Source organism: Mesorhizobium sp. CA13, from assembly GCF_020165235.1.
Lineage (GTDB): Bacteria > Pseudomonadota > Alphaproteobacteria > Rhizobiales > Rhizobiaceae > Mesorhizobium.
The window spans coordinates 59,355-73,822 of the sequence record NZ_JAIUHS010000003.1 but is presented as its reverse complement, the minus strand read 5'-3'; the positions used below and the strand labels follow the sequence as shown (position 1 = coordinate 73,822).

The window sequence follows — 14,468 nt, the reverse complement described above, 5'->3', positions numbered from 1 at the left end:
TCGCCGGTGATGGCGTCTCGCGTCGCCTTCAGCCAAATCAAACCTCGCGAGAAGAACGCCTAGTTGAGGGCGTTCCGCACAACCGTGGCTCACATCTGGCCGGCGACAGAGCCCCACCCACCTGTCGCGAGCCTTCGCAACGGCCTGCCCGACTATTCCGGCGGCCGTCGAGCAATGGACTTCCTCAAGTCAGCCATTGCCGAACACTACCTCCGCGGGCAGTTTCCAAACATCATTCGGCAGCTTCGACCGATCTCGATGCCGGCACGATCCGTGCGGCACAATATTTGAACTCCGGGATCTTGCCGTAAGGATCGAGCATAGGGTTGGTAAGCATGTTGGCCGGGCTCTCGGCAAAGCAGAACGGCATGAAAACCATACCATCGGCGACCTCTCGATCGGCCCGCAGAATGGCTTCGACGATGCCGCGCCGCGTCTCCACGTTGATAACGTCTCCCTGCGCCAGGCCGCGGCGCTTGATCTCGTAGGGATTCATCGCAGCAATGCCGTAGGGCTCGATGGCGTTGAGCACCCCGGCGCGGCGCGTCATGGCGCCCGTGTGCCAGTGCTCCAGCAGGCGCCCGGTGGTTAGCACCAGCGGATATTCGTCATCGGGCACCTCGTCGGGAGGCAGGAGGTCGGCGGGCACGATGCGCCCGCGGCCATCCGCGGTCGGGAACCCGGTGGTGAAGACGATCTCGTTGCCAGGAACATCAGGACCATCGGCAGGATAGACGACGGACTCCTCGCGTTCGATGCGCTCCCAGGAAATGTGCTTCAGCGACGGCATTACTTGCGCCATTTCGGCGAAAACATCCGAAACGTGCCCGTAGTTCCAGCCCAGCCCCATGCGTCTGGCAAGCTCGATGATGAGATCGAGGTCCTGCCGCGCCTCGCCGGGCAGGTTAACGGCCGGCCGGCCGATCTGCACCTGCCGATTGGTGTTGGTGTAAGTGCCGAGCTTCTCCGCATGCGCGGAGGCAGGGAGCACCACGTCGGCATGCCACGCTGTTTCGGTCAGGAAGATGTCCTGAACAACCAGATGCTCCAGCTTGGCGAGCGCGGCGCGCGCATGGCTCTGGTCGGGATCGGACATGGCCGGGTTCTCGCCCATGATGTACATGCCCCGGATCTCGCCGTCATGGATCGCGTCGACGATCTCGACGACGGTCAAGCCGCGCTTGGGATCGAGCGTCTGGCCCCAGAAATTCTCGTACTGGCCGCGGATGTCGGCATTCTCCACCGATTTGTAGTCGGGGAAATACATCGGGATGAGGCCTGCGTCCGAGGCGCCCTGGACGTTGTTCTGGCCGCGCAGCGGATGCAGCCCTGTGCCGGCGCGCCCGACATGACCGGTGATCAGCGCCAGCGCGATCAGGCAGCGCGAATTGTCCGTGCCGTGGGTGTGCTGCGAAATGCCCATACCCCAAAAAATCATCGAGCGTTCCGCCTTGGCATAGGTGCGCGCCACCTCACGCAGCACACCGGCCTCGATGCCGCAGACGGGAGCCATCGCCTCGGGCGAGAAATCCTTGACCTTTGCCTTCAGCGCCTCGAAGCCGGAGACATTGGCCTGGATGTACTGCTCGTCATAGAGCCTCTCTTCTATGATGACGTGCAGCAGCGCGTTGAGCATCGCCACGTCGCTGCCCGGCTTGAAGCGCAGTGCATAGCTGGCATGGCGCATCAGTTCCTGGCCGCGCGGATCCATCACGATCAGCTTGGTGCCGCGCTTTGCCGCTTGCTTGAAATAGGTGGCCGCCACTGGATGGTTTGTCGCCGGCCGCGCCCCGATAATGATCACGCATTCGGCCTTCATGGCGTCCATGAAAGGCGCCGAGACCGCGCCAGAGCCAACGCCCTCCATCAGAGCGGCCACGGAAGAGGCATGGCAGAGCCGGGTGCAGTGGTCGATATTGTTGGTACCGAAACCCTGCCGGACGAATTTCTGGAAGAGATAGGCCTCCTCGTTCGACCCCTTTGCCGAGCCGAAGCCAGCCAGCGCCTTGCCACCATGCTGGTCGCGGATGCGCTTCAGCCCGCTGGCGGCGCGCTCCAGCGCCTCTTCCCAACTTGCCTCGCGGAACACTGTCAGCGGGTCGACACTGCGCAGATCAATGTCGCCGGCTTTCGGCGCGTCGTCGCGCCGGATCAGCGGCTTCGTCAGCCGTTCGGGCGACATCACATAGTCGAAGCCAAAGCGGCCCTTGACGCAGAGCCGGTTCTCGTTCGCCGGGCCGTTGCGGCCGTCGACCTGGACGATTTTATTGTCCTTGACGGCGACCTGCGTCTGGCAGCCGACGCCGCAAAACGGGCAAACCGTGTCGACCACCTTGTCGAACGCCTGGACGACACGTGTCTTGCCGGTCTCGTCCATCAGCGATTTCTCGTAGAGCGCACCAGTCGGGCAAGCCTGGACGCATTCGCCGCAGGTGACACAGGTCGACAGGCCCATCGGGTCGTGCATATCGAAGACAGGAACCGAGTGATTGCCGCGCTCGGCCATGCCGATCACGTCGTTGACCTGCACCTCGCGGCAGGCGCGCACGCAAGCGCCGCAGGTGATGCAGGCGTCGAGATTGACGGCAATGGCCGGATTGGTGATGTCGAATTCCGGCTCCACGCCATCCCCGGCGAACTTCGAATTGAAGCGGCTGCCCGAAATCCCCATCGAACCGGCCCATTGCCAGAACGCCGACTGGTTGTCCGGACCGTCGCTCGCCGGTCGCATGTTGCTTGCGAGGAGCTCGAATACCATCTCGCGCGACTTGCGGGCGCGTTCGGTATCGGTTTTCACGACCATGCCGGCGGAAGGCTGGCGAACGCAGGAGGCAGCCAGCACGCGCTCGCCTTCGACGTCGACCATGCAGGCGCGGCAATTGCCGTCGGGGCGATAGCCCGGCATATCGACATGGCACAGATGCGGAATCTTTGTGCCCTGGCGCTTGGCGACGTCCCAGATAGTCTCGCCAGGGGCGGCGCTCACGGTTTGCCCATCGAGGGTGAATACCACGCTCTCGGCCATCAGAGGTCACTCCGGAAATGCGTCAGCAGATGATTGATCGGATTGGGCGCCGCCTGGCCCAGGCCGCAGATCGACGAATCGCGCATCACCGCTTCGAGGTCGCGAATCTTGTCTTCCGGCATGGGGCCCTGCTCCTGCAAGATAGCCACCAATTTTTCGGTTCCCTCGCGACACGGCGTGCACTTCCCGCAGCTCTCATGCTTGAAGAATTTCATGAGGTTGAGCGTGACCTGCTTTATATTGTCGGCCCGCGAGAACACGACTATAGCATGGGAGCCGACGAAGGCCCCCTGCTTGGCCAGATCGCCGCCGAAATCGAGCGGAATGTCCCCCAGTGCCGCTGGCAGGATGCCGCCTGAGGCGCCGCCCGGCAAATAGGCCTTGAACTCATGACCGTCGGCCATGCCGCCGCAGTAGTCGTCGATCAATTCGCGCACCGTGACGCCGGCCGGCGCCAGCTTGACACCGGGACTTTTCACCCGGCCGGACACGGACCATGAGCGGATGCCGGGGTGGCCGGGCCTGCCCTGGGCAGCGAACCATTGCGCGCCCTTTTCGACGATGTCGCGGATCCACCAGAGCGTCTCGACATTATGGTTGAGCGTCGGTCGTCCAAACAGGCCGACCTCGGCGATGTAGGGGGGGCGGTGGCGCGGCATGCCGCGCCTGCCCTCGATGCTTTCCAGCATCGCACTCTCCTCGCCGCAGATATACGCGCCAGCGCCGCGGCGGAGTTCGATGAAGCCGGGCTTGACGATACCGGTGGCCTCGAGCGCGGCGATCTCCTCGCGAAGAATGGCGAGCACCGCAGGGTATTCGTCACGCATGTAAAGATAGATCCGCTCCGCCTCGACGGCGTGCGCCGCGATCAATGCACCCTCAAAGGCACGGTGCGGATCTCGCTCGAGATAGATGCGGTCCTTGAACGTGCCGGGCTCACCCTCGTCGCCATTGATCGACATCAAACGCGGGCCCGGATAGGAGCGTACGAACTGCCACTTCTTGCCAGCCGGAAAACCCGCACCGCCCAGACCCCTCAAGCCTGCATCGCCCAGGGTGGCGATGAGCTCGTCCGTGGTCAGCGCCCCAATCCGTACCCGCTGCAAAAGCTGGTAGCCGCCCGCCTGCCGATACGCCTCCAGCCCGACATAATCGGGCACGCTCACACCGGTCTCCGCTGCCGCGGCCATGCGCCTCAGGCCTTCGGCGGTTGCCTGGTCGATCTCGCGATCGCCGATACGCGCGGCAGGCGCGCCAGCGCAACGGCCCATGCAGGGTGCGCGCATGACCCTGATCGCCGCTGGATCGGCGCCCGCTTGCAATTCGGCCAGGAGGGTGTCGGCGCCCGCCAGCATGCAACTCACCGAATCGCACACGCGGATTGTCAACGGCGCAGGCGGCATCTCGCCTTCCTTCACAACGTCGAAATGGTCGTAGAAGGTCGCCACCTCGTAAACCTCGGCCTGCGACAAGCGCATATCTTGCGCCAGCGCCCGCAAATGCCGCGCCGACAGGCAGCCATATCGATCCTGGATCAGATGGAGGAATTCGATCAGCAAGTCGCGCCGTCGCTGGCGCGCGCCCAGGAGCGCCTGGACCTCGGCGAGCGCGGCGTCATCCAGCGGCCTGCCCTTTGGTCCGCGATCGCGCGGCCGTCGTTCCTGGATCGTCATGTGCTCACCTCCCCGAGTGAAACGCTCTTACCTCTTAACGATATCCCACGGGCCAGGATGTCGACTATGAGGCACGACATGTCCCCTGCACGACCAGCGCAAGCATTGCCTCGCAAATCTTGGCGCCGCCGCCGACGGGGTGCAACTCGTCACATCGTCGCGGGCTGCGTCTTTTCGATCATGAACACGACGCGGTCGCCGTCGCGTTCCGTCGCTTCAAGTCGCTCGCCCATTTCGTTGAGCAGATTGGGGATATCGATGACCGCCAGCGGGTCCGTGCAGTGAACCTCGAGCCGCTCGCCTGGCTTCAAGGCTTTCAGTGCCTTACGAGTCTTCAGTGCTGGCAAAGGGCACTTAAGCCCGGTCAGATCCAACTTCGTCGTGGTTATCATGGTCGGCATGATGCCCGACAGGGCCTGGCCCCGTCAATCGAGCCCGGGTGGCGGCTCTCGTTTCGAGGACGCGGTCCGACGGCTCTCACATAAGACTGGAATAGGGGAGGAACTGGACCGTGTGACCGGGCTCGACACGGACTATCTCCTCTCCCAATTCGACGAGACCGTCGGTCGCGACCAGCGATGACAACAGTCCTGCGCCTTCCCTGGGGAACTTCGTCACTTCGTAGCTACCATCCGCGGCCGTGCGTACGCTTGCTCGCACATACTCGCGCCGTCCCTGCTTTTTGCTATAGGAAAAGGCGGCCCGCATCGCGATCGGGGTCGGCGTTTGCTGGAGGGCCCCCGCAAGGGCGAGGATTGCCGGGCGGGCAATATGCGCGAAGGTGACGAAGCTCGCCACCGGATTGCCAGGAAGTCCGATCAGCGGGGTTCCATCGATCACCCCCATGGCGACCGGCCGGCCCGGCTTGATCGCGACGCGCCAGAACACCAGGGTTCCGGCACTCTCGACGGCGGCCTTCACGCAATCTGCCTCGCCCGTCGACACACCGCCCGAAGTCAGGATCAGGTCATGGCTCAATGCCGCTTCGCTCAGCTTTTCAGCGATCAGGCTACTGTCATCCACGAGGATACCGAGATCGGTGGTGTCGCAGCAGAGTCGAGCGAGCATCGCCGTCAGCATGAAACGGTTGGAGTCGAAAAGCTGCGCCGGTCCGCGCATGTCTCCCGGCGCGACGATTTCGTCCCCGGTCGAGAACACTGCCACGCGTATCCTGCGCCTGACCTGGAGTTCGGTGAGCCCCAATGCGGCGGCGAGCGCGATATCCTGCGGCCGCATCCGGTGGCCCGCCGGGAGGACGGCCTCGCCCAATGCGACATCTTCACCCGCAGGGCGTACATTGGCACCCTTTTTCAGGCCGGGCGGGAGAAGGATCCTGCCCGAGCCGTCGATGCTCACGTCTTCCTGCATGAACACCGTATCGACCCCGTCGGGCATTGGAGCGCCAGTGAAGATGCGTACCGTCTGGCCCGGCGGCACAGGTTCATTCGCCGCCATGCCGGCCTGAACCCTCCCGGCAACGGCGAACGCCGTCTCGACAGCCTGCGGCAGGTCTGCCCCTCGCACGGCGTAGCCGTCGACCGCGGAATTCGTGAAGGGCGGCAGCGGCAGCGAGGCTACCATCTTTTTTGCCAGGACGCGCCCATCCGCCAGCAAGAGCGGGACCGTCTCGACCTCCTGTACGGCGCTGAGTTTCGAGGCGATCAGCGCGGCAGTCTCGTCGATGGGCCGCATCTGTCCGCCGAAAGCGAAGCAGTCATCCGAGATTTGCGCCATTTATATTCCCACTCTACGAGCGTGCCGGCTTCTTCGTAATCGCATCAATCCGGCTTTTTTTAATCAGCTTCGGTTGAACAGCCTGTAAGATACGGCAAGCTAGCGCAGGCGCGAGCCAGAATACGACGTCAGGAGACTGCCATGCATTTGATGCTACGCCAACCGGAACACGCCATCATCACACCCGATCCGCAAGACCAACGGCTGACGGAGCTGGTTGCGGGCGTCGACCATACAGGCGCGACGGTGGAGGTCCGCGTACCGATCGAACGTGCCCTGACGCTCTATCTCAACGCTCAGGAGATCGTCACGATGATGACGGTCAACGACTACCCTGAATATCTCGCGCTCGGCTATCTGCTGAACCAGAACATGCTTCTGCCCACCGATGTGGTGACGGACGTCGAGTATGACGAGGACCTCCAGGTCGTGGTCGTTCGCACCGAGCGCAACACCGACTACGAGCAGAAGCTCCGAAAGCGAACGCAGACCTCGGGTTGCGCCCAAGGCACCGCCTTCGGCGACGTGCTGGAGGCGATCGAGGACATCACGCTCCCGCCTGCTGAGCTTCGCACCTCCTGGCTCTACGAGCTGACGCACAAGATCAACACCACGCCGTCGCTCTATCTGGAAGCAGGTGCCATCCATGGCTGCGTCCTTTGCAGGAAGGGCACGCCAATCTGCTATATGGAAGACGTCGGCCGCCATAACGCTGTCGACAAGATCGCCGGCTGGATGTACCGCCACGCCATCGATCCGGGGGATAAGATCATCTACACGACCGGGCGGCTGACCTCCGAGATGACGATCAAGACGGTTCGGATGGGCATTCCCATACTGGTTTCGCGCTCCGGCTTCACCGCCTGGGGCGTGGCGCTGGCCCGCCAGGTGGGGCTGACGCTGGTCGGCCGGGCGCGCGGGAAGCGCTTCACCGCACTTTCGGGCCAGGAGCGGATCGTCTTCGACCAGGACCTTGCTTCGGTCGGCGAGGAAGCGCCGCGCCACCGCCGCAAGGGTGCCGAGCATGACGACTGAGCGGCCCAAGACGCTGGGCGTCGTTCTCGCCGGCGGTCTGGGTCGGCGCATGGGCGGCGGCGACAAGCCGACGCGCGTGATCGGCGGACGCACGATGCTCGAGCATGTCATCGAACGGCTGGGACCGCAATGCGACGGGCTCGTTCTTAATGCCAATGGCGACCCCGTTCGCTTCGCCCGTTTTGGCCTGCCCGTCGTCGCCGACACGATCGAGGGTTATCCGGGGCCGCTCGCCGGCATGCTCGCCGCGCTCGATTGGACGGCGGACAACAGGCCCGACGTCGAGTGGGTGGTCAGCGCCGCCGGTGATTGTCCTTTCCTGCCGCGCGACCTCGTTGCACGTCTCCAGCGGGCGCGCATGACCGAGCGGGCGGATTTGGCGGTGGCGGCATCCGGCGGTCAGGCGCATCCTGTCATCGGGCTCTGGAAAGTCGCCTTGCGGGACGAATTGCGGCATGCGTTGACCAAAGAGGGCCTGCGCAAGATCGACCGGTGGACCACCCGCTACGGCCTTGCCACCGTGTCCTGGCCGGCAGAGCCGGTGGACCCGTTCTTCAACGCCAACACGGTCGACGACCTCGCCGAAGCCGAGCGGCTGGCCGCGCTGCTTGCCGCTAACCCGGCCGGCTGAATCCCGCGCGCTCCAGCGCCGAATGCACCTCGTCGGTCTGGAGAACTTCGAGGAACGCGTGCACCGCGGGCCGATCCTTTCGCGCGCAAACCAGCGCGAAGTCGTAGTGCTCTTCGGTCAACGGGATAAGACCGAGCCCGGCCGCACGCGCGACCGGCGCGATGGTGACGCCCCAGTCGGCGCGCTTCTGCGCCACTGCCGCGGCCACGGCATTATGTGTGCGCGGCTGGTTCCAGTAGCCGTCCGGGCGTTCCGCGCCGAGGAGTTGGTCGATCAGTATACGCGTTCCCGAGCCTTGGTTGCGGTTGACCATCATGCAATCGGGATCGGCGAGCGCGGCATGGACCGCGTCCTCCGCGCCGAGGCCCTCGAAACGCTCGTCACCTCGGCGGAACACCAAACCTTGCATGCGCCGCCAGCCTGGCACGAGTTCGAGACCGTCACCGAGGAAGGGCGCGTTGTAGTTCCGCGTCTTCGGGTCGAAGAGATGGATGGGAGCGAGATCGCACTCGCCGCGCTTGGCCGCCGCAAGACCGCCCAGGCTTCCCACAGACAGCGAGCGCACCGAAATCCCGCGGCGCGAAAGTTCGCCAACGACCAGATCGAGGCCGACGCAATGACTGCCGATGACGATGAGGTCGGGAACGCGGACCCGCGGCGTGAACAGCGTTACCGGCACGTCGGCACCGGCAGGCACGTGATCGGCCAGGGCCTCGATGCGGATGAAGCCGTCGGCTTGGGTAAAGGATGTTATCGCTCCCGAGCCCTTACCAGTCGGATAGGCCGTCAATCCTCCCTGCCCTTGCACAAGCGAGACCATCACGAATTCGGTCCGTCCGAGTTCGGAAGGAACCCGCAACGGAAGCCTTGCGGTGACCTGAGCATCGACGCGCGGCGACAGCCCCGCCATGCGCCGCAGGGCGGGTACCACCATATCATGGAAGGTGAACATGGCCGAGGTCGGAAATCCCGGCAGGACGATGACCGGCTTGCCCCCGCACACCGCCAGGCAAAGCGGCTTTCCGGGCTTCAGCGCCACGCCGTGGGCGATGATGCCGGGCTTGCCCAGTCGGCCGATAATGCGATGCGTGACATCCCCTGCCCCTTTGGACGTGCCGCCCGACAGGATCAGTACGTCGTGGGCGGCGAGCGCCTCGCGCATAGCCGCCTCAAGCGTTGCCTCGTCGTCTGGGAAGGCACCGAGAAAATGTGCTTCGCCGCCATTTTCAGTGACCGCCGCAGCGATGATCGGTCCGTTGGCATCATAGATGCCGGCCGCCCGCAGTGGCTCGCCCGGCTGAACGAGTTCATCGCCAGTGGAGAGCACGGCCACGCGTGGCCTGCGCGCCACGGCCACTTGTGCGATTCCGCACGCGGCGAGCATGCCGATTTCGCGCGAGCCGATTTGCGTTCCGGTGCGCAGCACGACCTCTCCTCGCGCCATGTCAGATCCTGCATTGGAGACAAACTGGCCGGGCGAGATGCCGCGCCCCACCTCGATGGCACTCAACCCCACCGGATGGGTATGCTCCACCATGACGATCGCGTCCGCGCCACGCGGCAGCGGCCCGCCGGTTGCGATGGACGTGGCGGTTCCGGTCAGAACGGGGAGTTGCGGAACCGTGCCGCAGGCAATCGCTTCCGCATTCAGCTCAAGCCGAACGGGACGGGTTTCAGAGGCGGCAGCCAGGTCGGCCGCACGTACCGCGAAGCCATCGACATTGGAGCGGTCGAAGGGCGGCACGTCGACCGGCACCGCCACGTCTTCGGCAAGAACCAGCCCGAGCACGTCGGCCAGCGTCCGCGTCTCGGTCGGTAACGGGCGGGGAAACAGCGCTGCCTCGAAGCCCGCCAGCGCAGCTTCGCGCGATAATATCGTCAGGAACTGCTCCTGCCCGCTCTTCTGCTGGGCCGATGATGGAGAATTCGTCATAGCGGCTCACTCGATCAAAAGTTGCGGAGCGGAAAGGCGGAGACGGGCGTGCCGACGGCATACCCCTCGCTATCGCCCGGGACCGCAAGCCAGGCGTCGGCAAGCCGCATGGCGTCCAGCGAAAAGTCGCCGACGGCGAGCGGCGTCCACATATCCCGTTCCTTCCCGAGCAGAACGAGCTCGTAAAGTCCGACCGCGGATGAGATTTTCCGCGAGAGCGGCAAGATGATGCCGGGCCGTTCAGATCTGCCCGACAGGCGGTCCAGGACTGGCTGGACAAGCGCAAGGAACCCGGCGAAAGCGTGAAGCGGCGATCCGGCCAATGCGACCACCGGTGTCTTGCCGAGCCGGCCTATTGCCGTTGTCCCTCCGGGTCGTAAGGCCATGCGGTGCCTAATCAACACCCCGCGCCGCCCAAGAGCCTCGGCGGTCACGTCGGCGTGGCCGTCACCAGTACCGCCGATCAGGAGCAGAAAATCGCAGGCCTCGCCATCCAGAGCGGCAATGATCGATGCCGCGTCGCGCTTTACGGTCTCTATATCGGCAACCGAAGCGCCCGAGGCACTCAGGCTCTCGACCACGAGCCGCATGGAGAATGTCTCGTTGCTGTCGGCGGCGACGTCGATCGCGCGCACGCGCGGGCTCCTTACGGCAAGCTGGCTCAGTCCCACTTTGCGGGCGACCAGCAGGTCGGCGACGCCGATCGCCTTTCCCTCAAGCATTGGCGGGCGGGCCGCCGCCATATCCTCGCCCGCCCGGCGCACACCCTGACCGGGCACCGCTTCAGCTACCGCTTGGATCATCGGTCCACTGCAATCGACGAGGCCGGCCTGCAGCACACAGTCGCGATTTTCAGGCATGGCCTCACCCGTCTCGACCCAGATCGGCGCGACCGGCAAAACTAAGGGCGAATAGGCTGATGCCCCCACGAGGTCGAGGGCGCGACACGCCCAGCCGTCGATGGCAGCGATGTCTCGCGCAGGCTGAGCTGGTACGACAGCCGGCATCCCGGCAGCGACATAGCCTAGGGCTTGTTCAAGCGGCACCAAGCGGGGAGTGACGGGCATTACACCATCGAGCAGCGCATCGAGCGCCGCTTCCAGGGGAGTCAGCGGGCCCGTCGAAGAAAACGTTTTCGTCATGGCGCGATATTGAAGCAGACGCGAGCCTGTTTGCAACCAGCTTCAGGAACGCTCGCGCTGCGCGTTCGGGAAGAAGAGCTGCTGGCCGTCGATCTTGTACTCTCCGATCGCCTTCTGGCCCTCCGGAGAAACCAGCCAATCGATGAAGCGCTGGCCGGCCTCCACTTTGACGTTTGGATGTTTGTGAGGATTCACCAGCATCACGCCATACTGGTTGAACAGCCGCTTGTCGCGCTCGACGGCGATGTCCAACTCGCCACGATTCTTGAACGACAGCCATGTGCCACGATCGGAAAGCGTATAGGCGTTCATCGCGGCCGCGGCGTTGAGCGCCGCCCCCATGCCCTGCCCGATCTCCTTGTACCACGGCCCCTTGGCCGCCTCGATGTCGATGCCGGCCGTCTTCCACAGACCCAATTCGGCCGAATGGGTGCCGGACCTGTCACCGCGCGACACGAAGGCCGCTTTCTTGGCTTCGATGGCGATCAGCGCGGCTGCGATGTCCTTGGTCCCGCTGATGCCCGCCGGGTCGCTCTTGGGGCCCACGAGGACGAAGTCGTTGTACATCACGTCGAAGCGCTTCACCCCGAAGCCTTCCTCTATGAACTCCTCCTCCTGCGCCTTGGCATGGACGAAGACCACGTCGGCATCGCCGCGCCGACCGGTGTCGAGCGCCTGACCGGTGCCCTGAGCGACAACCTTCACGCCGATGCCGGTTTTCTTCTCGAACAGCGGCAGGATGTAATCAAACAGGCCAGAATCCTGGGTCGAGGTCGTCGACGCCACGACGATCGACTGGTCCTTGGCAGGTGCGCCGCCCGCTAGCATCAGAAGGACCATAAGCGCAGAGAACATTCGGCGGGTCAGCATCTCAATCTCGGTACAGTTGATCAAAGCACGAGTTCGCCGCGCACGAAGGCAGCGGCTTGCGGGGTCGCGGGGCGGTCAAGGAAATCGTCGGCGTCGGCGTGCTCGCAAACGCGCCCCCGGAGCAGAAAGACGACGTCTCCCGCGATCCTGCGTACCTGGCCGAGGTGGTGCGACGCCATGATGATCTTCGTGCCCGATTGGGCAGCCGTGATGATGATCTGCTCGACAAAACGCGTCGCCGCCGGATCGAGGCTGGCTGTCGGCTCGTCGAGCAGCAGGATTTCGGGCTGGCGCGCCAAGGCGCGCACGAGGGCCAGCCGCTGCTGCTCGCCACCGGAGAGATGCCGTGCCGGACGTGCCGCGAGATCGAGAAGACCGACGCGCTCGAGCAGTTCCTCCGCGCGCGGGGCCCGGAGCCGGCGCGGACAGCCGGCTTGAGCCAGTGCATAGGTGACATTCGCGGCCGCCGAGCGGCGCAGCATCACCGGCTTCTGGAACAGGATCGCACGCCGTGTCGGCGGGGAAAACGTTCGTCCCCCCCAAGTCAGGGTTCCCGCAGAAGGTGCAACAAGCCCCATGCAGAGCCTCAGCAGGGAGGTTTTGCCCGAACCGTTCGGGCCGACGACCAGAGTCGGCGCGCGCGGCCCGATCGTCAGGTTCACCCGGTCCAGGATGGTCGTTGCACCGGCGACAAGCGACACGTCATCGAAGACAAGTGGAAGATCGCTCTGAGCAGCTCGCATCCCTAGCCCGCCCGTTGCTCGGACCAAACCCGCACGCCCCAGGCGGCGGCGTTGATCAGCAGGATGAGGAAAATCAGCATCAGGCCGAGTCCCATGGCGAGCGGCAGGTTTCCCTTCGAGGTCTCAAGTGCGATTGCCGTCGTCATGGTGCGGGTGAAGCCATCAATGTTGCCGCCGACGATCATCACGGTGCCGACCTCGGCCGCCGCCCTGCCGAAACCCGCGAGCAGAGCAGTGACGAGGCTGAAGCGGCCGTCCCACAAAAGCGTGGCGACCAGGCCCGCCGGCCCGACCTGCATCGCAGTCAGTTCCTCACGATACTCGCGCCACAGATCCTCGACAGTCTGGCGAGTCAGCGCTGCAATGATGGGCAGCACCAATAGCGCCTGCGCGATGACCATGGCGGCGGGTGTGAACAAGAGGCCGAACTCGCCAAGCGGCCCGGATCGCGATAGCAGCAGATAGACCGTCAGCCCGACCACCACCGGCGGCAGGCCCATGAAACCGTTCAGCAGCACGACGATCGCCGAACGACCGGGAAAGCGTGCCAGGGCGATAATTGCCCCCAGCGGCAGGCCTGCGAGCATGGCGATCGCGACAGCCGAAAGGCTCACGGCGAGCGACAGGCGCACGATGGCAAACAGCGCGGCGTCGCCGCCCGCGATCAGTTGCAATGCACCCAGCCCTTCCGACATTGCTCCTCGCAGTCCTGTCCAGCGTCAATGTCCTGCAACTCCTCCGTCAGAGTCAAATCCTTGAACTCATTCAGGAATATGCATATCAATGCAAGATGGATTTGCTGACGACGTCCGAAGCCGCCGATTATCTGCGCATTGGCGAGCGCAAGCTTTATGACCTAATCGCGCAGGAGCGTATCCCGTGCAGCAAGGTGGCGGGCAAGTGGCTGTTTCCGCGGCATGAACTCGACCGTTGGGTCATGTCGGGGTTGGTCCGGCCCGCAGGAATGACCCAATCCGAGCCGCCGCCGATCGTCGGTGGCAGCCAGGACGACCTGCTCGAATGGGCTTTGCGCCAATCAGGCTCCGGCCTGGCCTTTCTGACGGAAGGCACGGAAGCCGGCGTGACACGCCTGCAGCGCGGCGAGGTGTCTGCCGCCGCGATCCATTTCCACAGCCGCGACCCGGACCCGAATGTCGCCGCGATTGCGACCAGGCCGCGGCTTTACGATGCGGTGCTGGTCGGATTCGCCCGCCGCGAGCAAGGCCTGCTGCTGGCGCCAGGCAATCCAAAATCGCTCAGCAACCTGACCGACGTACTTGCGACCGGCGCACGCATCGCGGTTCGCCAACACGGCGCAGGCGCGGACATGCTGCTCACGCAATTGCTGGCGGACTCCGGCGCGAAACCAGACGACGTCAACCGGTTGGAGCCGCCCTGCCTGACTGGACCCGATCTCGCGGCTGCCGTGCGCATTGGTAGGGCCGATTGCGGAATAGCCACGCGCGCGGCCGCACGCGCCGCTGGCCTCGATTTCGTTCCATTGGCCTGGGAGAGCTTCGATCTCCTGATGCGGCAGCGGACCTACTTCCAACAACCGATCCAGGCGCTCCTGCGTTTGCTAGGGCAGGAGATCTTCGCCAGCCGCGCGGCCGAGCTTGCCGGATACGATCCATCGCCCGCCGGGCAGATACGGTTCTTCAAATAGCAGCCGACCCCGATCA

General features: G+C 64.5%; 12 protein-coding genes. 3 read left to right on the top strand and 9 right to left on the bottom strand.

Annotated elements, in window-relative coordinates; all coding sequences use genetic code 11:
- Positions 1 to 232: 232 nt before the first annotated feature.
- The 4 genes from fdhF to glp form a co-directional block, all read right to left on the bottom strand.
- Positions 233 to 3,025 (bottom strand): formate dehydrogenase subunit alpha, encoded by a 2,793-nt coding sequence (fdhF, locus tag LB566_RS09265; protein WP_224624181.1) that lies wholly within the window; start codon positions 3,023 to 3,025, stop codon positions 233 to 235.
- A complete protein-coding gene (locus LB566_RS09260; protein WP_224624180.1) occupies positions 3,025 to 4,698 on the bottom strand; it encodes an NAD(P)H-dependent oxidoreductase subunit E in 1,674 nt (557 codons plus the stop codon). Before LB566_RS09260 ends, fdhF begins: the two co-directional genes overlap by 1 nt.
- Before the next feature lie 149 nt (positions 4,699 to 4,847).
- Positions 4,848 to 5,099 (bottom strand): sulfurtransferase TusA family protein, encoded by a 252-nt coding sequence (locus LB566_RS09255; RefSeq protein ID WP_224624179.1) that lies wholly within the window; start codon positions 5,097 to 5,099, stop codon positions 4,848 to 4,850.
- A gap of 76 nt (positions 5,100 to 5,175) precedes the next feature.
- Positions 5,176 to 6,432 carry a gephyrin-like molybdotransferase Glp gene (gene glp / locus LB566_RS09250; RefSeq protein ID WP_224624178.1) on the bottom strand — a complete coding sequence of 419 codons (1,257 nt, stop codon included), beginning with the start codon at positions 6,430 to 6,432 and terminating at the stop codon, positions 5,176 to 5,178.
- Between the two features lie 150 nt (positions 6,433 to 6,582).
- Between glp and LB566_RS09245 the strand changes: the two genes are divergently transcribed.
- Entirely contained in the window at positions 6,583 to 7,467 is an 885-nt protein-coding gene (locus LB566_RS09245; RefSeq protein ID WP_411910471.1) for a formate dehydrogenase accessory sulfurtransferase FdhD, read from the top strand.
- Positions 7,457 to 8,098 (top strand): molybdenum cofactor guanylyltransferase MobA, encoded by a 642-nt coding sequence (mobA, locus tag LB566_RS09240; RefSeq protein WP_224624176.1) that lies wholly within the window; start codon positions 7,457 to 7,459, stop codon positions 8,096 to 8,098. Before LB566_RS09245 ends, mobA begins: the two co-directional genes overlap by 11 nt.
- On the opposite strand, the gene LB566_RS09235 is transcribed toward mobA, so the two are convergent.
- The 5 genes from LB566_RS09235 to LB566_RS09215 are packed head-to-tail and all read right to left on the bottom strand — an operon-like array spanning position 8,082 to position 13,481.
- A complete protein-coding gene (locus LB566_RS09235; protein ID WP_224624175.1) occupies positions 8,082 to 10,031 on the bottom strand; it encodes a molybdopterin biosynthesis protein in 1,950 nt (649 codons plus the stop codon). The two genes, mobA and LB566_RS09235, sit on opposite strands and share 17 nt — an antisense overlap.
- 14 nt (positions 10,032 to 10,045) lie before the next feature.
- Positions 10,046 to 11,173: a molybdopterin-binding protein gene (locus LB566_RS09230; RefSeq protein WP_224624471.1), complete on the bottom strand. Its 1,128-nt coding sequence runs from the start codon at positions 11,171 to 11,173 to the stop codon at positions 10,046 to 10,048.
- A 42-nt stretch (positions 11,174 to 11,215) separates the two neighbouring features.
- Complete coding sequence (locus tag LB566_RS09225; RefSeq protein WP_224624174.1) at positions 11,216 to 12,043, bottom strand: extracellular solute-binding protein; 828 nt, start codon at positions 12,041 to 12,043, stop codon at positions 11,216 to 11,218.
- 20 nt (positions 12,044 to 12,063) lie between these two features.
- A complete protein-coding gene (locus LB566_RS09220; RefSeq protein ID WP_224624470.1) occupies positions 12,064 to 12,786 on the bottom strand; it encodes an ATP-binding cassette domain-containing protein in 723 nt (240 codons plus the stop codon).
- A 2-nt stretch (positions 12,787 to 12,788) separates the two neighbouring features.
- Positions 12,789 to 13,481, bottom strand: a complete 693-nt coding sequence (locus tag LB566_RS09215) for an ABC transporter permease (protein WP_224624173.1) — start codon at positions 13,479 to 13,481, stop codon at positions 12,789 to 12,791.
- 95 nt (positions 13,482 to 13,576) lie between these two features.
- Here LB566_RS09215 and LB566_RS09210 point away from each other — a divergent pair, with 95 nt between their 5' ends.
- Positions 13,577 to 14,452, top strand: a complete 876-nt coding sequence (locus tag LB566_RS09210; protein WP_224624469.1) for a helix-turn-helix transcriptional regulator — start codon at positions 13,577 to 13,579, stop codon at positions 14,450 to 14,452.
- Positions 14,453 to 14,468 lie beyond the last annotated feature (16 nt).